The sequence below is a fragment of the Bradyrhizobium guangxiense genome (genome assembly GCF_004114915.1).
GTDB lineage: Bacteria > Pseudomonadota > Alphaproteobacteria > Rhizobiales > Xanthobacteraceae > Bradyrhizobium > Bradyrhizobium guangxiense.
The window spans coordinates 4,948,511-4,971,430 of record NZ_CP022219.1 but is presented as its reverse complement, the minus strand read 5'-3'; the positions used below and the strand labels follow the sequence as shown (position 1 = coordinate 4,971,430).

The following is a 22,920-nucleotide window of genomic DNA, read 5'->3' as shown; positions in this document are numbered from 1 at the left end:
CGGCCTTGCCTCAGCCGGGCGCCGCGCCCTGCGTCGCCGTGAACACCGCATAAAGCGACTGGCTCCCGGCCATGAACAGGCGGGTGCGCTTGGGGCCGCCGAAGGTGATGTTGCCGCACACCTCCGGCAGGCGGATGCGGCCGAGCAGCTTGCCCTCCGGTGACCACACCGTCACGCCGCTATAGCCGACGGCGCGGCCGGCATTGCTGGACGCCCAGACATTGCCGTTGACGTCGCAGCGCACGCCATCCGGCCCGCACTTCACGCCGTCGATGACGCAATCGCTGAACTTCTTGGGGTTCGAGAGCTTGTTGTCGCTGCCGACGTCGAACACGAAGATCTCGCCCTTGCCGCCGGGGCCGGTGTCGCCCGGACCCTTCCCGGTCGAGGCGATGTAGAGCTTCTTGTAGTCGGGTGAGAAGCAGAGCCCGTTCGGATCGGGCACCTGCTCTTCGGTGACGACGAGGTCGATGCGACCGGAGGGATCGATGCGATAGCAATTGGTCGGCAGCTCGCGCTTGCCCGGCACGAAGCCGGCCGGCTGTCCGATCCGCGGATTGAGTTTGCCGCCTGCATTGCTCGGCCCGCCCGCGACGTCAGGCTCGCCTTCGTAGAGCTGGCCGCCATAGGGCGGATCGGTGAACCAGTAGCTGCCGTCGGGATGTGCGGCGACGTCGTTCGGCGAGTTCAGCTTCTTGCCCTGATAGGAGTCGGCGAGCACCGTGGCGGTGCCGTCGTGCTCGTAGCGCGTCACACGCCGCGTCAGGTGCTCGCAAGAGAGCTGACGGCCCTGGAAGTCGAAGGAGTTGCCGTTGGAGTTGTTGGACGGCGAGCGGAAGACGCTGACGCGGCCGTCGTCCTCGCTCCAGCGCATCTGCCGGTTGTTGGGAATGTCGCTCCACAACAGGTACCTTCCTTGCGCGCTCCACGCGGGGCCCTCAGCCCACAGCAGGCCGGTGTAAAGGCGCTTGATCGCGGTGTTGGGCTGGGCGAGGTCGTTGAAGGAGGGATCGACCGCGATAATGTCGGGGTCCCAGAAATAGGTGGTCGGCGCGCCGTGAGGGCTGAAATCGCGCGGTGGAATTGTGATGGTGGTCGGCGGTGCGGCGGGTCCGGTCTGGGCCAGCGCCGGGCCTGCCCCGGTCACCGTGGCCGCGGCGCCGAGCGCAAGCCCCCGGACAAGTGTTCGTCGTGAAAGCGCAGCATCCTGTTCACGCTGTTCTTGGCGTGTCATGGCGTCCTCCCGATCATGTTCGCTGGCCGGTTGATCCGGTCGAGCAACCTGAGGTTAATCCGGTCCGCGTCCTGTTGCGAGGGGTGGAATCGCGTTCGCTCGATGTCGGGCCGCAATCCCGTCATATTCGAATGGGTTTGAACCATGCGCTTAGCGTCCGCCTTGCGTCATTTGCAGGGCTCGAAAATGTGTCCGCGGGCTCGCGCAGATATTTGCTTGCGACAAAGCGCGACGCCGCGCATTCGGCCCGGCTCCAGCCATGATTTCGCGCGTATTGCTCCGCAGAAACCGAGCGGGGCGACGAACGGAGTTGAACGTGGCTGGCGTCATCGTATTGATCGTGTTGCTGGGAATCGCCTTCGCGGCCGGCTATTTCACGCGTGACTACATCTCCAACAAACGACGCGCGGAAGCGCGCCGCTGGCGCGAATATACCGAGCCGGATTGGCTTCCCACCAACGCGCCCGCCAACACCAACGAGATCGCGAGCGCCATCACGGCGATCCCCGTGGTCAGCGGCGAGCTCGGCCAGATGCTGAACCGCTGGGAGACCCGGGCCCGCGCCCGCCGCGCGGGGTAGGGGCGGCGTGGAGAGAGCTGGCGCCAACTCCGCTCTGGTGCGCCGGACGCGCCCCAAAGGCGTGTAAGGCCTCAACCAGGTCAGTCTCCCTGACCATCTTTTGGCGTTGCAGTTGCTGCCATTTCTCGTCTAGAAACGGGCCACTGAGCCTCCCGGCAACCAACCGTCAACGGTTTTGGCCGAGGATTTGAGGGCTCAAAAGGGTCCGGCAATGCTGATTCGTGGCCAAATCGAGGGGATTTCGGAGGAGGTGGCTGTGGCCGCCGCCACGATCCCGGCCGCGCTGCCCACCCTGCTTCTTGGCGGGCTTCTTCTTAGCTGCCCCTGAGGGCCGGCTGGGCGCCATGCGCCTGGGCGCTCAGGGGCTGGTCGAGATCACCGGACACCTCAAGCGCCAAGGGACTCATGGTCTGAACGGCGCAAAAGCTCAAAAGGAAATTTGAAATGGCCACCGTGAACAAGTCCGAGAAGGACCGCGTCATCATTTTCGACACCACGCTGCGCGACGGCGAGCAGTGCCCCGGCGCCACCATGACCTTCGAGGAAAAGCTCGAGGTCGCCGAGCTGCTGGACGATATGGGCGTCGACGTCATCGAGGCCGGCTTTCCGATCACCTCCGAAGGTGACTTCCAGGCCGTCAGCGAGATCGCCCGCCGCTCCAAGAACGCCGTCATCGCTGGCCTGTCGCGCGCCCATCCCGCCGACATCGACCGCTGCGCCGAGGCGGTGAAATTTGCAAAACGTGGCCGCGTCCATACCGTGATCGCGACCTCGCCGCTGCACATGCGGGTGAAGCTGAACAAGACCCCCGAGCAGGTGATCGAGACCTCGGTCGCGATGGTCGCGCGGGCCCGCAACCAGATCGACGACGTCGAATGGTCGGCCGAGGACGGCACCCGCAGCGAGATGGATTTCCTGTGCCGCATCGTCGAAGCCGTGATCAAGGCCGGGGCCACCACGGTGAACATCCCCGACACCGTCGGCTACACGGTGCCGGAGGAATACACCCACTTCATGAAGACGCTGATCGAGCGCGTGCCGAACTCGGACAAGGCGGTGTTCTCCGTGCACTGCCATAACGATCTCGGCATGGCGGTTGCCAACTCGCTGGCCGGCATCACCGGCGGCGCGCGTCAGGTCGAGTGCACCATCAACGGTATCGGCGAGCGCGCCGGCAATGCTGCGCTCGAAGAGATCGTGATGGCGATCAACGTGCGCAACGACAAATTCCCCTACTGGAACAAGATCGACACCACCCAGCTCACCCGCGCCTCGAAGCTGGTCTCGGCGGCAACCTCGTTTCCCGTCCAGTACAACAAGGCGATCGTCGGCCGCAACGCGTTCGCGCATGAGAGCGGCATCCACCAGGACGGCGTGCTGAAGGACGCCTCGACCTACGAGATCATGCGGCCGGAGATGGTCGGCCTGAAGCAGTCCTCGCTGGTGCTGGGCAAGCATTCCGGCCGCCATGCCTTCGTGCACAAGCTGGAGGAGATGGGCTACAAGCTCGGTCCGAACCAGCTGGAAGATGCGTTCACGCGGATGAAGGCGCTCGCCGACCGCAAGAAGGACATCTACGACGAGGACATCGAGGCGCTGGTCGACGAGGAGATGGCGGCGTCCCACGACCGCATCAAGCTGACCTCGCTGACCGTGATCGCCGGCACCCATGGCCCGCAGCGCGCGACCATGAAGCTCGACGTCGACGGCCAGATCAAGATCGAGGAAGCCGAGGGCAACGGTCCGGTGGACGCGGTGTTCAACTGCATCAAGCGCCTGGTGCCGCACGAGGCCAAGCTGGAGCTGTACCAGGTCCACGCCGTCACCGAGGGCACGGACGCGCAGGCGGAAGTGTCGGTGCGGCTGTCGCAGGACGGCCGCTCGATGACGGCCCGCGCGGCGGATCCGGACACGCTGGTGGCCTCGGCCAAGGCCTATCTCGGCGCGCTCAACAAGATCGTCATGAAGCGCCAGCGCGACAGCGTGACGACAGCGGCGGCGAGCTGATAAGCACGCTGCGCGTTGGCTTCGCCTCTCCCGCTTGCCTTGCGGGAGAGGGGGCGCAGCGGTGCTTGCAGCAGCATTCATCATGAATAGCTGCCCTGCTAAGGGCCAATAGCGGCTCCGTCTCAAAGCCGCTATTCATGCTGTCGGCATGAGGATCGGCTGCCCGTGCGCCGGGCGGCCCAATAACCAACAGGGAGAGACCATGCGCACCTTCGCGATCGCTGCGTCCATCGCGGCACTGGCATTCGGACTTGCCGGGCCGGCATCGGCCCAATCGCCGATCATCATCAAGTTCAGCCACGTCGTCGCCACCGACACGCCGAAGGGCAAGGGAGCGGAGAAGTTCAAGGAGCTGGCCGAGAAGTACACCGGCGGCAAGGTCAAGGTCGAGGTCTACCCGAACTCGACGCTGTACAAGGACAAGGAAGAGCTCGAGGCGCTCCAGCTCGGCAGCGTGCAGATGCTGGCACCGTCCAATTCCAAGTTCGGACCGCTCGGCATCCGCGAGTTCGAGGTGTTCGATCTGCCCTACATCCTGCCCGACCTGAAGACGCTGCGGAAGGTGACGGAAGGGCCGCTCGGCACGCGGCTGCTCAAGCTGCTGGATGCCAAGGGCATCACCGGCCTTGCCTATTGGGACAACGGCTTCAAGCAGATGAGCGCCAACAAGAAGCTGATCGCGCCCGCCGATTATCAGGGCGTCAAGTTCCGCATCCAGTCCTCGCGCGTGCTGCAGGCCCAGTTCAAGGCGCTCGGCTCGCTGCCGCAGGTGATGGCGTTCTCGGAAGTCTATCAGGCGCTGCAGACCGGCGTAGTCGATGGCCAGGAGAACACCTGGTCGAACATCTATACCCAGAAGATGCACGAGGTGCAGAAGTACATCACCGAGACCAATCACGGCTATATCGGCTACGTCGTGATCGTGAACAAGAAGTTCTGGGACGATCTGCCGGCCGACATCCGCGACCAGCTCACCAAGGCGATGAAGGAGGCGACCGATTTCGGCAACGCGCAGTCGCAGAAGGAGAACGACGACGCGCTCGCCGAAATCAAGAAGAGCGGCAAGAGCGAGATCATCAAGCTCACGGCGGAGCAGAACGAGGCGATGCGCAAGGCGATGGAGCCGGTCTACAAGGACGCGGCGAGCCGCGTCGGCCAGCCGCTGATCGACGAATTCCTCAAGGAATCCAAGAGCACGACGAACTGATCGTTTCGAGCGATGAACGAAGGGCTTCCGTGCGCTCGGCACGGGAGCCTTTTTGTTGCGAATGATGTCCGATTGCGGCTGGAGGTAAAATCGGCCGTTACATCTTGGTAAGGACGCGCTCCCTGTCCAAGTTGTAAGTTGCGTGTCGGTCGCACCGCGCCCATCTTCACGGACATCCTTCCAGAGGAGGTTCGGATGAAGAAGTTCACCATCGCTGCCATCGCCGTGCTCAGCATCGCCGGCTCGGGCGCGGTCTATGCCCAATATCATCGCCCGTGGATGGAGCACGTCCGCCACATCCGCATGAACCCGGAAGACCGCGCCGCCTTTGTCGATGCGCGGATCGCCGCCGTCCATGCCGGGCTGAGGCTCAACGCCGATCAGGAGAAGCTGTGGCCGCCGGTCGAGGCCGCCGTGCGGGAGTTCGCCAAGCTGCGCATCGCCCGCGCCAATGCGCGGATGAATGCCGGCCCGGGTGACGCTTCGAGGGACGCCGACAAGGCCGAGGACCCGATCGCCCGCCTGCGCCAGCGCGCCGAGGACATGGGCACCAGCTCCGCGGCCCTGAAGAAGATCGCCGACGCCGCCGATCCGCTCTACAAGACCCTGGACGACGGCCAGAAGCGGCGCCTCGCCGCGCTGACCCGCCACCGCGGCCCGTTCGGCGGCGGGGAGGACAGCCCATCCCGCCACTTCATGGAACGCGGCATGGACCGCATGATGGAGCACTTCCATCATAACCGTTTCGACCGCGACGGCGGCCCTGACCCGGACCGCGAGGGCCGGCTCTGAACGAGCCGGGTTCTTGCGGGGATCGACCCCAGCATTAACCTTGGCGAAGCCGCTGGAATCCAGCGGCTTTTCGCTTTTTGGGGACTGTGGAAAAACCTTCGCCGCATCGCTTGCCAGACCCGGATCGCTTTGCTAAACGACCGGCCTCGCAAGGCATTGACCGCCTTTCGGGCGCATAGCTCAGTTGGTAGAGCAGCTGACTCTTAATCAGCGGGTCCCAGGTTCGAGCCCTGGTGCGCCCACCATACAAATCAAGTCCCTAGCGAGAGAAACCGTTTGAGAAGGCCCAAAAACGGTTTCTCAAACGCTGGTTTTAGTGCAGCCGGGCGTCAGCTATTCGCGACAAATGGGATCGATAGTATTAGGCGCCAATGGGGTCGAAGAGCGGCTTCGCCGCTCGGTTTCCCGTGCCCAATAGGCGTACTGTCAGTTCGAGCCGCACCGTGCTTTGACGTAGAGAGGCCGAGAGTCCGCCGGTTTTCCTGCCACAAAAATCTGGTCCTCAATCCAGCTGGGCCTTCGATAGTCCTGGAGAACCGAATTTCTCGTAATCTCAATAGGCCGAGCCTCTCGCCCAGCCGATGACAACGTTTCCAGGGACTTCAGTTACCCTCGACTTCCGGCGCCTTCAGGCACGTTCCGATCTCGCTACGAATTTGGGATCAACTCTTGCCTAAGCGCAGTCAGCGCGGCTTGCCTGCGGCCTTGAAGCTTCTGCTGATGTCCGCCCTATTGCCGAACTAATTTAGCACGCATACCAGCCAGCAGGGTGTAGGCGAGACGCCGCCAAATCAGATTCATCAAAATTGCCATACCAACCTCCCCACATTTGAGAGGTCCAATTTCGCGCATCTCTGCTTCAGGGTGACTTCACGACGCAGATGAAATGGTTTCGTGGGCGCAATAGGGCGGCCTTTCGGAGTCGCGTAAAGTACCCCGCAAAGGCGTGAGCCGTCGTCATTGCAAATCGTGGTGAGCCTCAGCTGAGCTCAATGAACTGCCGCTCATGCTTGAGTGAAGTCGGACGATCTCTCGACGAAGCAAACGTCAGGAAATGCAGGCAAACTCCTGAAATCATCCCAGAGACGACGTGCCGATTGAGAGGTGTTTAAACACCGCTGAGCCGCAAATCTCTCGTCACCAGCTCTCGTTGCTCCTGCCGAGGTGGGCAACCACGTTTCGATTAAAATGAATAAGGCCTTTTAAGGGCAGGAATGTTGTGCAACATTATGCCAATTTTATAATTTTTTAACCCTTTGCAGGGGCTGTCGTGAATTATAGCGGGACCTTTTTTCCCTCAGGATCTCCTGAGGACGCCTACCATTCTGCATTTGGGGCGGCTGCAACACCGGCCATTCCGACTTTTGAGGTTGTCGACGCCCGCTTATTGTTCTCGGGCGATTATCAGCGCATCGGCTCAGATCTGATCATTTCGGATCAACTCAGCCGAGTTGTGGTGCCAGATTATTTCAAAGCTCACGGCCACACCCGCCCGCTCCTGGTTTCGCCTGAAGGTGCGCCGCTCCCTGCCGACTTTGTTGACGCTCTGACCGGCTACACGGCTTACGCTCAGGCGGGCGCGCAGAGCGCCGCAGGTAAAGTGGTCGGTCACGTCATCAAAATGACCGGCAGCGCGAGCATCGTTCGCAACGGTGTCACGATCGTCGCGAACGTTGGCGACGTCGTCTATCAAGGCGACGTCGTCCAGACGGGCAGTAACTCGACGATCGGCCTGGTGCTCGATGACGGGTCGGCGTTCAATCTGTCCGCCAATGCGCGCTTCTTGCTTGCCGATCTCACTTTTGACCCGAACAGCACCTCCAACAGTGCATTCCTCACTCTGGTGCAAGGCGCAGCGAGCTTCGTCGCGGGTCAAGTGGCCAAGACAGGCGACATGCGGGTTTCGACACCCGTTGCCTCAATCGGTATTCGCGGGACCGCCGTAAATCTCGAGATCTCTTCGAATGATGGAACGGTGTCGATCTCGGTCATCGATCAACGTGATGGCGCATTGCATGCAGTGGAAGTGTTCAACAATGCCGGCGTACTGATCGGAACCGTCACGAGCAACGGCGCGTCGCTAACACTTACTCCCACCGCAACCTTCGATGTGATCGCCCGGCAGATCGACAAGACAGCGGACCAGGTGGCACAGGAGTTCAATGCATTTCAGCAGGTGCTAAGCACATATGATGCGGCCAAGCAGATATTTCCAAATCTGCCGCAGCATACGGATAACAGCGATCATCAGAACAATGACGCTAATCCAAAAGAGGTCACAAGGTTCGCCAGCAGCGCCCCGCTCAACCCACCGGGCACAGAATACCACCCTCCCTCTGCGCAAAATCAGATCAAGAGCACAGAAACACCACCGACGATCTCGGTCACAATAAATCCCCCTGCGGCGACGGGTACACCTGCACCTGCGTCAACTTCGACACCGCTCGATGCTCTTGGCGAGACGCCAATCTTAGTGAAATTGACGTCGCTTCCGTTCGTTGTGACCCCAGGGCATCTGACCGCCATCACGTCCGCCCCCGGAGACCATACCGGCCCCGTCATGAGCGCCAGCGGTGATGTGGTCTATGATCCCGATGGTGCGATCTACTTCTACGATCGAGCAGCCAATACGACGACGACGATTGCTTCACCTGGAGGCGGTTGGAGCTACGGTTCGCCCACGATCAGCTCTGATGGTCGCTACATCCTGTACCAGGGGTCGAACGGAAACGGCAGCTACATCTTTGTCTATGGAACGGATCCGGCTGATTCCACTCACTATCACGTTCAGACACAACTTGCCCCAGGTGACGCCCCAGCAATCGATGGCGATGGCAGCACGATCCTGGCCCATAATATCGATGGCAGCATCGCGATCTACGGTCTCCAAGGCAATCTGAAGGGGACGATCACGCCCGCGGCGGTGGGGAGCTCCGGCGCCCTCTGGTCGCCGTGCATCAGCGCCGATGGTCACGTTATTGTCTTCTGGAATTCGGATTCACCCGCTGCAGGTGGTGCAGGACACCTGCTCTCATTCGATCTTTCGACCGGGCACTTCACTCATATCGGCGATACGTTCCTTGGAGCTGGGACGACACCACCTACGGTCAGTGCCGATGGTCACCTCATTGCCTATCAGAGTACGGATGCCGCGGGTCACTCGGAAATCTATCTGTACGATCTGAATGTCGGTGCTGTGGTTTTTCAGACTGCCGGGGCTTCCAGCAGCTACAGCCCCGTTCTCAGTCCCGACGGTCATTTCATCGTCTTCACCAGTGACGCGGCGCTGACGGACGACGACGACAATGCGGTCGCTGACGTCTACATCGTCGACGTCACGACTCCGGCGGCGCCCGCGTACAGGCTCGTGTCGGAAGGAGGCGGCCTCTCCTCTGCCGGCGGCGTGGCCATCAGCGCGGCAGGTCAATACGTCGCATTCGGCAACAACAGCCACATATTTCTCGCGGATCCCACCTCGGGGCATAGCGCTGTCATTAACGAGACCGCGAACTCTCCGGATATCCTGACGGCGAAGGGGTCTATAGCCGTCACGGGTGACTACAGCGGCGTGAAAATAACGACTGCGGATCAATTCGGCCTCGCAACTCCGTATTTCAAGGCGGACATTGATCAGCTCGGGAACATTCGTTGGGCTTTCACCGAACCAAAAAACGATTTCGCCTTCTTGAATTATGGTCAAGACGCGACGCAAAAATTTGTCATCACGCTCTCTGCCGATGACGGCACAGTCACCATCCCCATCTTTGTAACAGTTCATAACGGCATCCAGCCGGTCATCAATGTTGCTGATTTCGCGCCGGTCGCGAACCCGGTCACGTTGCAGGATGGTCAACAGGACGTGTCGTATACGATTACATCCAGCGCGTTGTTGGCTGGAGTCGTCGACGTTGACGGTCCTTCCCTGTCGATTTCGTCACTGTCGCTTCGAAGCGGTGGCGGAACTCTGTCTCAGGTTGATGGTCACACGTGGAGCTACACCCCGGCCCCCGGATTCAGTGGCCGCGTGATCTTCGACTACGATGTCACGGACGCCCTCAAGAGCGCGGCCTCGACCGCCAGCCTGGACATTGCATTGCCGCTGGCGATTGTCTCGATCGCCCCGGACAGTGGAGCGAGCGGGGACTTTATCACTAACGCCGCGAATTTGACTGTTTACGGAACGAATGGGAATCTCTTTGCCGGTGAAAAGATACAGGTCAGTAGCGACAACGGCGCGACCTGGATCGATGTCGCGCAGACGAGTGCGACGACATGGAGTTTTGTGGATCCGTTCCTGCACGGCTCGAATTTCTCTTACCAGGCACGGGTGATAGACTCCGCAAATATTACGATCAATTCGACCAGTCAGGCGATCGTGGTCGATACCACGGCGCCGGCGGCGGCGCTGGCGATCACGGCGATCAGCCAGGATAGCGGCACGGCGGGGGACTTCATCACCAGCGACACCACGCTGACGGTGTCGGGCAGCAATGGGGCGCTGGGCTCCGGGGAGAAGATCCAGCTCTCCAGCGATGGCGGAGTGACCTGGGTTGATGTCGTTCAGAACACGGCGACGAGCTGGAGCTATCTCGATCCGGCAACGCATGCCGTCAGCTTCACCTACCAGACCCGGATCATCGATGCCGCCGGCAATATCGGCACCACCGCTGCCCAAGCGGTGACGATCGATACCGCCGCCCCGGCCGCGGCGCTGGCGATCACGGCGATCAGCCAGGACAGCGGCACATCCAGCGACTTCATCACCAGCGACACCACGCTGACGGTGTCCGGCAGCAATGGGGCGCTGGGCTCCGGCGAGAAGATCCAGCTCTCCAGCGATGGCGGAGCGACCTGGGTTGATGTCACGCAGTCGACGGCGACGAGCTGGAGCTATCTCGATCCGGCAACGCACGCGAGCAGCTTCATCTACCAGACCCGGATCATCGATACCGCCGGCAATATCGGCACTACCGCTGCCCAAGCGGTGACGATCGATACCACGGCGCCGACGATCACGATCTCCAATGTTGGCGGTCCGACCAATCAGGCGAACCAGACCATTACCGGTCTGGTCGGCGTCGCCGATGCCGGCGCCACCGTGACTGTCTATGACGGCAGCACGGCGATCAAGACGGCCATCGTCCAGGCTGACGGCAGCTGGAGCGCCCAGGTCACGCTGGCAAACGGCAGCAACTCGCTGACGGCCAAGGTGAGCGATGTTGCCGGCAACACGACGACCAGCAACGCCGTTGTCTACACGCTGAGCACGACCGGCCCGGCGGTGACGGAGCATCTGACCTCCGATACCGGTGCTTCGGCGCTCGACCAGATCACCTCGAACCCCGCGCTGAGCGGCACGGGCCTGGCCAACACGACGGTGCACTTCACCATTGATGGGACTTTGGCCGCAACCACCGCTTTGGCGGATGCGAGCGGGAACTGGTCGTTCACGCCGAGCGGACTCGGTGATGGACTGCACACCATCGTGGCGAGCCAAACCGACACGTTTGGCAATACGGGCAGCGCCTCGCTGGCCTTTACGCTGGACACCATAGCTCCCTCGCAAGCGCTGGCGATCACGGCGATCAGCCAGGACAGCGGCAGCTCGTCATCAGACTTCATCACCAGCGATACCACACTGACGGTGTCCGGCAGCAATGGGGCGCTGGGCTCCGGCGAGAAGATCCAGCTCTCCAGCGATGGCGGTGCGACCTGGGCCGACGTCACGCAGTCGACGGCGACGAGCTGGAGCTATCTCGACCCGGCAACGCATGCCGGCAGCTTCACCTACCAGACCCGGATCGTCGATGCCGCCGGCAATATCGGCACCACCGCCGCCCAAGCGGTGACGATCGATACCACGGCGCCGACGGCGGCGCTGGCAATCACGGCAATCAGCCAGGACAGCGGCACGGCGGGCGACTTCATCACCAATGATACCACGCTGACGGTGTCCGGCAGCAATGGGGCTCTTAGCTCCGGCGAGAAGATCCAGCTCTCCAGCGATGGCGGAGCGACCTGGGCCGACGTCACGCAGTCGACGGCGACGAGTTGGAGCTATCTCGATCCGGCAACGCATGCCAGCAGCTTCACCTACCAGACCCGGATCATCGATGCCGCCGGCAATATCGGCACCACCGCCGCCCAGGCGGTGACGATCGATACCACGGCGCCGACGGCGGCGCTGGCGATCACGGCGATCGGCCAGGACAGCGGCACGGTGGGCGACTTCATCACCAATGATACCACACTGACGGTGTCCGGCAGCAATGGGGCCCTTAGCTCCGGCGAGAAGATCCAGCTCTCCAGCGATGGCGGAGCGACCTGGGCCGACGTCACGCAGTCGACGGCGACGAGCTGGAGCTATCTCGACCCGGCAACGCATGCCAGCAACTTCACCTACCAGACCCGGATCGTCGATGCCGCCGGCAATATCGGTACCACCGCCGCCCAGGCGGTGACGATCGATACCACGGCGCCGACGATCACGATCTCCAATGTTGGCGGTCCGACCAATCAGGCGAACCAGACCATTACCGGTGTGGTCGGTGTCGCCGATGCCGGCGCCACCGTGACCGTCTATGACGGCAGCACGGCGATCAAGACGGCCATCGTCCAGGCTGACGGCAGCTGGAGCGCCCAGGTCACGCTGGCAAACGGCAGCAACTCGCTGACGGCCAAGGTGAGCGATGTTGCCGGCAACACGACGACCAGCAACGCCGTTGTCTACACGCTGAGCACGACCGGCCCGGCGGTGACGGAGCATCTGACCTCCGATACCGGTGCTTCGGCGCTCGACCAGATCACCGCGAACCCTGCGCTAAGCGGCACCGGCCTGGCCAACACGACGGTGCATTTCACGATCGACGGCACGCCGATCGCGACGAGCGTGCTCGCCGATGCGAGCGGGAACTGGTCTTTTACCCCGACTGGTCTTGCTGACGGGCCCCACACCATCGTGGCGAGCCAGACCGACACGTTCGGCAACACGGGCAGCGCCTCGCTGGCCTTTACGCTGGACACCATAGCTCCCTCGCAAGCGCTGGCGATCACGGCGATCAGCCAGGACAGCGGCACGGTGGGCGACTTCATCACCAGCGACACCACACTGACGGTGTCCGGCAGCAATGGGGTGCTGGGCTCCGGGGAGAAGATCCAGCTCTCCAGCGATGGCGGAGCGACCTGGGCCGACGTCACGCAGTCGACGGCGACGAGTTGGAGCTATCTCGACCCGGCAACGCATGCCAGCAGCTTCACCTACCAGACCCGGATCATCGATGCCGCCGGCAATATCGGTACCACCGCCGCCCAGGCGGTGACGATCGATACCACGGCGCCGACGATCACGATCTCCAATGTTGGCGGTCCGACCAACCAGGCGAATCAGACCATTACCGGTACAGTCGATGTCGCCGATGCCGGCGCCACGGTGACCGTTTATGACGGCAGCACGGCGATCAAGACAGCCATCGTCCAGGGTGACGGCAGCTGGAGCGCCCAGGTCACGCTCGCAAACGGCAGCAACTCGCTGACGGCCAAGGTGAGCGATCTTGCCGGCAACACGACGACCAGCAACGCCGTTGTCTACACGCTGAGCACGACCGGCCCGGCCGTGACGGAGCATCTGACCTCCGATACCGGCTCTTCGGCACTCGACCAGATCACCGCGAACCCCGCGCTGAGCGGCACCGGCCTGGCCAACACGACGGTGCATTTCACGATCGACGGCACGCCGATCGCGACGAGCGTGCTCGCCGATGCGAGCGGGAACTGGTCTTTTACCCCGACTGGTCTTGCTGACGGGCCCCACACCATCGTGGCGAGCCAGACCGACACGTTCGGCAACACGGGCAGCGCCTCGCTGGCCTTTACGCTGGACACCATAGCTCCCTCGCAAGCGCTGGCAATCACGGCAATCAGCCAGGATAGCGGCACGGCGGGCGACTTCATCACCAGCGACACCACGCTGACGGTGTCGGGCAGCAATGGGGCTCTTAGCTCCGGGGAGAAGATCCAGCTCTCCAGCGATGGCGGAGTGACCTGGTTGATGTCGTTCAGAACACGGCGACGAGCTGGAGCTATCTCGATCCGGCAACGCATGCCGTCAGCTTCACCTACCAGACCCGGATCATCGATGCCGCCGGCAATATCGGCACCACCGCCGCCCAGGCGGTGACGATCGATACCACGGCGCCGACGGCGGCGCTGGCGATCACGGCGATCGGCCAGGACAGCGGCACGGCGGGCGACTTCATCACCAGTGATACCACACTGACGGTGTCCGGCAGCAATGGGGCCCTTAGCTCCGGCGAGAAGATCCAGCTCTCCAGCGATGGCGGAGCGACCTGGGCCGACGTCACGCAGTCGACGGCGACGAGCTGGAGCTATCTCGACCCGGCAACGCATGCCGGCAGCTTCACCTACCAGACCCGGATCGTCGATGCCGCCGGCAATATCGGCACCACCGCCGCCCAAGCGGTGACGATCGATACCACGGCGCCGACGGCGGCGCTGGCAATCACGGCAATCAGCCAGGACAGCGGCACGGCGGGCGACTTCATCACCAATGATACCACGCTGACGGTGTCCGGCAGCAATGGGGCTCTTAGCTCCGGCGAGAAGATCCAGCTCTCCAGCGATGGCGGAGCGACCTGGGCCGACGTCACGCAGTCGACGGCGACGAGCTGGAGCTATCTCGACCCGGCAACGCATGCCAGCAGCTTCACCTACCAGACCCGGATCGTCGATGCCGCCGGCAATATCGGTACCACCGCCGCCCAGGCGGTGACGATCGATACCACGGCGCCGACGGCGGCGCTGGCAATCACGGCAATCAGCCAGGACAGCGGCACGGCGGGCGACTTCATCACCAGTGATACCACACTGACGGTGTCCGGCAGCAATGGGGCGCTGGGCTCCGGCGAGAAGATCCAGCTCTCCAGCGATGGCGGTGCGACCTGGGCCGACGTCACGCAGTCGACGGCGACGAGTTGGAGCTATCTCGACCCGGCAACGCATGCCGGCAGCTTCACCTACCAGACCCGGATCGTCGATGCCGCCGGCAATATCGGCACCACCGCCGCCCAAGCGGTGACGATCGATACCACGGCGCCGACGGCGGCGCTGGCAATCACGGCAATCAGCCAGGACAGCGGCACGGCGGGCGACTTCATCACCAATGATACCACGCTGACGGTGTCCGGCAGCAATGGGGCTCTTAGCTCCGGCGAGAAGATCCAGCTCTCCAGCGATGGCGGAGCGACCTGGGCCGACGTCACGCAGTCGACGGCGACGAGTTGGAGCTATCTCGATCCGGCAACGCATGCCAGCAGCTTCACCTACCAGACCCGGATCATCGATGCCGCCGGCAATATCGGCACCACCGCCGCCCAGGCGGTGACGATCGATACCACGGCGCCGACGGCGGCGCTGGCGATCACGGCGATCGGCCAGGACAGCGGCACGGTGGGCGACTTCATCACCAATGATACCACACTGACGGTGTCCGGCAGCAATGGGGCCCTTAGCTCCGGCGAGAAGATCCAGCTCTCCAGCGATGGCGGAGCGACCTGGGCCGACGTCACGCAGTCGACGGCGACGAGCTGGAGCTATCTCGACCCGGCAACGCATGCCAGCAACTTCACCTACCAGACCCGGATCGTCGATGCCGCCGGCAATATCGGTACCACCGCCGCCCAGGCGGTGACGATCGATACCACGGCGCCGACGATCACGATCTCCAATGTTGGCGGTCCGACCAATCAGGCGAACCAGACCATTACCGGTGTGGTCGGTGTCGCCGATGCCGGCGCCACCGTGACCGTCTATGACGGCAGCACGGCGATCAAGACGGCCATCGTCCAGGCTGACGGCAGCTGGAGCGCCCAGGTCACGCTGGCAAACGGCAGCAACTCGCTGACGGCCAAGGTGAGCGATGTTGCCGGCAACACGACGACCAGCAACGCCGTTGTCTACACGCTGAGCACGACCGGCCCGGCGGTGACGGAGCATCTGACCTCCGATACCGGTGCTTCGGCGCTCGACCAGATCACCGCGAACCCTGCGCTAAGCGGCACGGGCCTGGCCAACACGACGGTGCACTTCACCATTGATGGGACTTTGGCCGCAACCACCGCTTTGGCGGATGCGAGCGGGAACTGGTCGTTCACGCCGAGCGGACTCGGTGATGGACTGCACACCATCGTGGCGAGCCAAACCGACACGTTTGGCAATACGGGCAGCGCCTCGCTGGCCTTTACGCTGGACACCATAGCTCCGTCTGCTTCGGTAATCAGTACGGTGACGGATAATGTATCGCCGGTGACCGGCACCATTGCCAATAACGGCTCCTCGAACGATAACACGCTAACGATTGCCGGCACGGCGGAAGCCGGCAGCACAGTGAAGATCTACGATACCGATGGCATTACGGTGGTCGGCAGCGGGCTCGCCACTGGCGGCAGCTATTCGATCACGACCTCGGCGCTGAGTGACGGCAACCATACGCTGACAGCCAGGGCCACGGATACTGCCGGCAACCAGGGTGCGGCTTCCACTGCATTCCACGTTGGCATTGATAGGGCATCGCCCACCGATATTACTTTGTCTAACGCCGCTATTGCGGAGAATAGCGCAGTTGGCACGGTGGTCGGATCTTTCTCGGATGTCGATCCGGGCGCCACTGGAACGGCAAGTTTTACGCTTATCGACGATGCCGCCGGCCAGTTTGGGATCAATGGTGTCAATCTAGTATTGGTTGGCAGCCTCGACTACGAGACTGCTCAATCGCATCAGATCACGGTGCGGGTGACCGACTCAGCCGGAAACACCTTCGACAAGACGCTGAGCGTGATTGTTACCGATGTCGCCGGCATCACGCTAAATGGTGACGCTGGCGCCAACGTGCTCGTGGGTACGCCCGAAGCCGATACGCTAAATGGCCTTGGCGGGAATGACCGTCTGCAGGGGCTTGGGGGTAACGACACCCTGGATGGCGGGGCCGGGTTTGATCGGGCGGTTTATTCGGATGCGACCGGCCCGATCACCGTGAACCTTGCGGCTGGAACCGGCTCCGGAGCTGGCGTCGGCAGCGATACGTTGATCAGCATCGAGGGCGCTGTGGGCGGCGACTTTGCCGACACGTTCGATGCCACCGGCTTTACGGGATGGAGTACTCAACCCGGTGTGGCCTTGGGCCAAAGCGCTTTCGAGGGCCGGGGCGGCGATGACGTGATCACCGGCCGCATCAACGCTCTGGGTCAATCGTTGACGCGGGTTGAGTATCTCAGCGCCTCGGCTGCCGTCACGGTCGATCTTGCCGCCGGCACCGGGCAGGGCACGGCGGCCGGCGATGTGGCCAATGTCGGCCACGACACGTTCACCAACGCATTGCAGGGCGTGTTTGGCTCGACCTATGGCGATACGCTCTACGGCAGCAACAACGCCAGCTTCACCTATGAGGTCTTTGAAGGTCGCGGCGGCAACGACTATATCGACGGCCGTGGCGGATATGACATGGCCGCCTACAACAACGATTTGGCGACCACGTCGGGTATCACGGTCAACCTTGCCGCGGGAACCGTTGTTGGCGATTCCAGCATCGGCACCGACACGCTGCGTGACGTGGAGGCGGTGCGGGGCACGAACTTCGACGATATCTTCGACGCGACCGGCTATGGCCTTGCCGGCGCGCTGAACGTCTCTTCGACCAACGGCAGCTTCAACGACTTCGCAGGCGCAGGCGGCAACGACACCATCATCGGCAACGGCAATACACGCCTTAATTATTCGAGCGCGCAAGCCGCCGTTACGGTCGACCTCCAGATCACCATCGGCACCGCCGTCACGGTGGCCGCACTGCCACGGGCACGACCGAGGGCACCGATACGTTCACCGGTGTCAATGCCGTACAAGGCTCGGTCTTCGCCGACACGCTGCTGGGCAGCAACTACAACAACAACTTCACGGCCCTGGGCGGCGACGACTACATCGACGGCCGCGGCGGGTTCGATACGGCAAGCTACAACAACCTGAACACGGTGACGGGCGGGATTGCAGTCAACATGGCAGCCGGCACGGTCACGGGCGATGCCTCGACCGGCACCGATACGCTGCGCAATATCGAGGCGGTTCAGGGCACCGGCTATGCCGACAGCTATGATGCGACCGGCTACGGCCTGGCAGGCGCCCTGAACGTCTCGACCAGCAACGGCAGCTTCAACCAGTTCGAGGGGCTTGGCGGCGACGACAGCGTGACCGGCAACGGCAACACGCGGGTGCTCTACAGCAATGCCACCGGCGCGGTCACGATTACGATCGGAGCGGGAGGCGCAGGTTCGGCGTCAGGCGATGCATCGACCGGCCACGATACCTTCAACAGCGGCGTCAACAGCGTGTTCGGCAGCAACTTTGCCGATGTCTACGACGCCAGCGGCTTCAACGGCGGCTTCAATTCGTTCCAGGGTAACGGCGGCAATGACACCATCACCGGCAACGGCTCGACCCAGGTTCAATACAGCAATGCCACCTTCAGTGTGGCCATCACGATCGGGGCCGGCGGCACAGGGTCTGCATCCGGTGACGTCTCTGTCGGATCCGATACCTTCGTCAGCGGTGTCAACAGCGCCGCCGGCGGCAACCTGAACGATACCTACAATGCCTCCGCTTACGGCGCAGGGTTGTACAATTCGTTTCAGGGCAACGGTGGCAACGACACCATCACCGGGAACGGCAACACTCAGGCCCAGTACTACAACGCCACCTCGGGCGTGACGATCACGATTGGGGCGGGCGGCGCAGGGTCTGCATCCGGCGACGGCTCCGTTGGGTCCGATACCTTCGTCAGCGGTGTCAACAGCGCCGCCGGCGGCAACCTGAACGATACTTACAATGCCTCCGCTTACGACGCTGGGTTGTACAATTCGTTTCAGGGCAACGGTGGCAACGACACCATCACGGGCAACGGCCAAACCCAGATCCAGTACTACAACGCCACCTCGGGCGTGACAATCACGATTGGGGCAGGCGGTGCAGGCTCGGCATCGGGGGATAGCTCCGTCGGTACCGATAGCTTCACCGGCGTCTACGGCGCTGCTGGTAGCAATTTCAACGACACCTACAACGCATCGGCGCTCACCCCTGGACAGTTCAATTCATTCCAGGGCAATGGCGGTAACGACACCATCACCGGCAATGGCTCGACCCAGATCGAGTATTTTGGCGCCACCGCCGGCGTGAACGTCAACCTGACCACGGGAGTCGCCTCCGGCAACGCATCGGTCGGTATCGACACGATTACCGGTGGTGTCATTGGTGTCCAGGGGTCGAACTTCGCCGACACCATTACCGGCAGCTTGGTCAACGATTTCCTGTTCGGCAACGGCGGCGACGACACGCTTGCCGGCGCAGACGGCAACGACTACTTGGCCGGAGGGGCAGGTGCGGACACGTTTGTCTACGCCAACGGTGGCGGCGTCGACTATATCGGTGACTTCAATCGCAGCGAGGGGGACCGGATCGATCTGACCGGAGTGGCGGGCATTTTTACCCTCTCCGACATCCAGGCCCACGCCACGCAGCAGGGTTTCAATACGCTGATCGATTTTGGCGGCGGCAATACGATCACCTTGGCCAACGTCACCCTTGGGAGCTTGGTCGCCGGCGACTTCGTATTCAACAACAGCATCACCGGTACGTCCGCCAATGACGTGCTGGTCGGCACCAGCCAAAACGAAGGTATCTTCGGCCTTGGCGGGAATGACCGTCTGCAGGGGCTTGGGGGTAACGACACCCTGGATGGCGGGGCCGGGTTTGATCGGGCGGTTTATTCGGATGCGACCGGCCCGATCACCGTGAACCTTGCGGCTGGAACCGGCTCCGGAGCTGGCGTCGGCAGCGATACGTTGATCAGCATCGAGGGCGCTGTGGGCGGCGACTTTGCCGACACGTTCGATGCCACCGGCTTTACGGGATGGAGTACTCAACCCGGTGTGGCCTTGGGCCAAAGCGCTTTCGAGGGCCGGGGCGGCGATGACGTGATCACCGGCCGCATCAACGCTCTGGGTCAATCGTTGACGCGGGTTGAGTATCTCAGCGCCTCGGCTGCCGTCACGGTCGATCTTGCCGCCGGCACCGGGCAGGGCACGGCGGCCGGCGATGTGGCCAATGTCGGCCACGACACGTTCACCAACGCATTGCAGGGCGTGTTTGGCTCGGCCTATGGCGATACGCTCTACGGCAGCAACAACGCCAGCTTCACCTATGAGGTCTTTGAAGGTCGCGGCGGCAACGACTATATCGACGGCCGTGGCGGATATGACATGGCCGCCTACAACAACGATTTGGCGACCACGTCGGGTATCACGGTCAACCTTGCCGCGGGAACCGTTGTTGGCGATTCCAGCATCGGCACCGACACGCTGCGTGACGTGGAGGCGGTGCGGGGCACGAACTTCGACGATATCTTCGACGCGACCGGCTATGGCCTTGCCGGCGCGCTGAACGTCTCTTCGACCAACGGCAGCTTCAACGACTTCGCAGGCGCAGGCGGCAACGACACCATCATCGGCAACGGCAATACACGCCTTAATTATTCGAGCGCGCAAGCCGCCGTTACGGTCGACCTCCAGATCACCATCGGCACCGCCGTCACGGTGGCCGGCACTGCCACGGGCACGACCGAGGGCACCGATACGTTCACCGGTGTCAATGCCGTACAAGGCTCGGTCTTCGCCGACACGCTGCTGGGCAGCAACTACAACAACAACTTCACGGCCCTGGGCGGCGACGACTACATCGACGGCCGCGGCGGGTTCGATACGGCAAGCTACAACAACCTGAACACGGTGACGGGCGGGATTGCAGTCAACATGGCAGCCGGCACGGTCACGGGCGATGCCTCGACCGGCACCGATACGCTGCGCAATATCGAGGCGGTTCAGGGCACCGGCTATGCCGACAGCTATGATGCGACCGGCTACGGCCTGGCAGGCGCCCTGAACGTCTCGACCAGCAACGGCAGCTTCAACCAGTTCGAGGGGCTTGGTGGCGACGACAGCGTGACCGGCAACGGCAACACGCGGGTGCTCTACAGCAATGCCACCGGCGCGGTCACGATTACGATCGGAGCGGGAGGCGCAGGTTCGGCGTCAGGCGATGCATCGACCGGCCACGATACCTTCAACAGCGGCGTCAACAGCGTGTTCGGCAGCAACTTTGCCGATGTCTACGACGCCAGCGGCTTCAACGGCGGCTTCAATTCGTTCCAGGGTAACGGCGGCAATGACACCATTACCGGCAACGGCTCGACCCAGGTTCAATACAGCAATGCAACATCGGGCGTGACGATCGACCTGATCGCAGGTACCGCCATCGGCAACGGTTCGGTCGGAACGGACATTATCACGGGTGGCGTCAACTCCGTCGTTGGATCCAATTTTAACGATGTGATTTCTGGGACTAACAATACGTCCATAACGGACGTCTATTTCGGCGGCGGTGGTAACGACACGATAAATGGTCGTGGCGGTTACGATCTTGCCAACTATAACGACAGCAGCGTTTCGGCGGCCATCACTGTCAATCTTGCAGCCGGAACCGTTGTGGGCGACAGCTCAGTGGGCAGCGACACATTGCAGGGCGTTGAACTTGTTCGAGGCACCAGGTTTGCGGACACGTTTGATGCCACGGGCTTCAATGGTAGCAGCACAAACGCAGGATCTTACGATACCTTCAATACCTTCGAAGGCATGGCGGGCAACGACACCGTTACCGGAAACGGAAACACCCGGGTTGATTACTCGCACGCACTCGCCGCAGTCATTGTTGATCTGGCTGCTGGAACGGGACAAGGCGTCGCGGCAGGGGATATTGCAGGCGTTGGCCTCGATTCTTTCACGGGAGGGGTAAACTCCATACGGGGATCAAATTTCAACGACGCACTCTTTGGCAGCAATAATGCCACCGGTGCTGAGGAATTCATCGGCGGCGCCGGCAACGACACCATTGACGGGCGGGGCGGATTTGATCGCGCCATGTATTCGGCATCGTCCGACGATACGACAACAGGAGGAATCATCGTTGATCTTGCAGCGGGCACCGTCTCCGGCGACGGCTCGATCGGCAACGATACATTGAAATCGATCGAATCTATCCGCGGGACCAATTTCGTTGACACGTTCAATGCAACGGGATTCAGCGGTTCTAGCGTGAATGCCGGCAGCAATGGCACGCTAAACGAATTCGAGGGGGAAGCCGGCAACGATACCATCACCGGAAACGGAAATACTCGTATAGCATTTTATCACGCGACCAGCGGCGTGAACGTAGACCTCAGCACTGGAACCTCCACGAGCCTTGCCAATGGAGACCTGGCAAATGTCGGAACAGATACGTTCACTGGAGTTTCTGCAGTGCGCGGCTCCGATTTCGGCGATCAGATCACTGGCAAATCAGGAAGTGTGACATTGGACGGCCGTGGAGGCGACGATATCCTCATTGCGAATGGAGGAGCGAACACGCTCATCGGGGGGGCTGGTAACGATCAATTCAAGTTCAAAGCTGGCCTCGCCGATAGCGCCATCATCTCTGACTTTGCTGGCAATGGTGCTGCAGCTGGAGACACCATCGCTTTTGAGGGGTTCGGTACGGCGGTGCAAGGTGCGACATTTACCTTCTTCAGCGCCGCAGGTGCCGATTCCGTTTGGCAAATTCACTCCGGATTGGATGGTCATAATGAGTTCATTACGTTGAAAGGCATCACAACGTCCGTTGGCGTTCATAGCAGCGATTATCTCTTTGCTCCCTAAACTTAACGCCGCCTAAACTCTAAGATGCTGGACCGCATTGATCGAAGCGATGAGACCATGCCGCTGAGCAGTCCCACTCCACCGTCCGTTGCTGAGCGAAGTTCAGTTGCCGAGCGACCGAGCAAGGGCAGCCGCATAATCGTAACCCCATCAGCTGGACCGAGGCTTGCCGGCAAGCGCGGGCTCGTTGTCGGAAACGGCGCGACTAAAAACCAACTCAGGGTTCTGTTGGACCGCTCCAAGCACTGCATAACCCTTCACGCGCGTTTCTTGAGCCCCGAATCTGAACCCTGGT

General features: G+C 62.1%; 8 protein-coding genes and 1 tRNA gene. 8 read left to right on the top strand and 1 reads right to left on the bottom strand.

What is annotated here, in order from left to right:
* Positions 1-10 precede the first annotated feature (10 nt).
* Positions 11-1,234, bottom strand: a complete 1,224-nt coding sequence (locus tag X268_RS23810; protein WP_128927180.1) for an SMP-30/gluconolactonase/LRE family protein — start codon at positions 1,232-1,234, stop codon at positions 11-13.
* A 316-nt stretch (positions 1,235-1,550) separates the two neighbouring features.
* On the opposite strand from X268_RS23810, the gene X268_RS23805 reads away from it, so the two are divergent.
* From X268_RS23805 to X268_RS23770, 8 genes are all read left to right on the top strand, one after another.
* On the top strand, positions 1,551-1,814 hold the full coding sequence (locus X268_RS23805; protein WP_128927179.1) for a hypothetical protein: 264 nt from the start codon (positions 1,551-1,553) through the stop codon (positions 1,812-1,814).
* A 444-nt stretch (positions 1,815-2,258) separates the two neighbouring features.
* Positions 2,259-3,821, top strand: coding sequence for a 2-isopropylmalate synthase (locus tag X268_RS23800; protein WP_128927178.1), 1,563 nt, complete (start codon positions 2,259-2,261; stop codon positions 3,819-3,821).
* 202 nt (positions 3,822-4,023) lie between these two features.
* Positions 4,024-5,028 (top strand): TRAP transporter substrate-binding protein, encoded by a 1,005-nt coding sequence (locus X268_RS23795; protein ID WP_128927177.1) that lies wholly within the window; start codon positions 4,024-4,026, stop codon positions 5,026-5,028.
* A gap of 195 nt (positions 5,029-5,223) precedes the next feature.
* A complete protein-coding gene (locus X268_RS23790; protein ID WP_128927176.1) occupies positions 5,224-5,820 on the top strand; it encodes a Spy/CpxP family protein refolding chaperone in 597 nt (198 codons plus the stop codon).
* 169 nt (positions 5,821-5,989) lie between these two features.
* A tRNA-Lys gene (locus X268_RS23785) sits at positions 5,990-6,065 on the top strand.
* A gap of 1,025 nt (positions 6,066-7,090) precedes the next feature.
* Positions 7,091-13,996 carry an Ig-like domain-containing protein gene (locus X268_RS23780; RefSeq protein WP_128927175.1) on the top strand — a complete coding sequence of 2,302 codons (6,906 nt, stop codon included), beginning with the start codon at positions 7,091-7,093 and terminating at the stop codon, positions 13,994-13,996.
* Positions 13,993-17,853 (top strand): beta strand repeat-containing protein, encoded by a 3,861-nt coding sequence (locus X268_RS23775; protein ID WP_128927174.1) that lies wholly within the window; start codon positions 13,993-13,995, stop codon positions 17,851-17,853. Before X268_RS23780 ends, X268_RS23775 begins: the two co-directional genes overlap by 4 nt.
* Complete coding sequence (locus tag X268_RS23770; protein ID WP_430648423.1) at positions 17,754-22,625, top strand: hypothetical protein; 4,872 nt, start codon at positions 17,754-17,756, stop codon at positions 22,623-22,625. Before X268_RS23775 ends, X268_RS23770 begins: the two co-directional genes overlap by 100 nt.
* The last annotated feature ends 295 nt before the right edge of the window (positions 22,626-22,920 follow it).

Excerpts from the sequence above, each read along its gene's own strand:
- X268_RS23810 (WP_128927180.1), bottom strand. The coding sequence starts at position 1,234 with ATGACACGCCAAGAACAGCGTGAACAGGATGCTGCGCTTTCACGACGA.
- X268_RS23800 (WP_128927178.1), top strand. The coding sequence starts at position 2,259 with ATGGCCACCGTGAACAAGTCCGAGAAGGACCGCGTCATCATTTTCGAC.
- X268_RS23795 (WP_128927177.1), top strand. The coding sequence starts at position 4,024 with ATGCGCACCTTCGCGATCGCTGCGTCCATCGCGGCACTGGCATTCGGA.
- X268_RS23790 (WP_128927176.1), top strand. The coding sequence starts at position 5,224 with ATGAAGAAGTTCACCATCGCTGCCATCGCCGTGCTCAGCATCGCCGGC.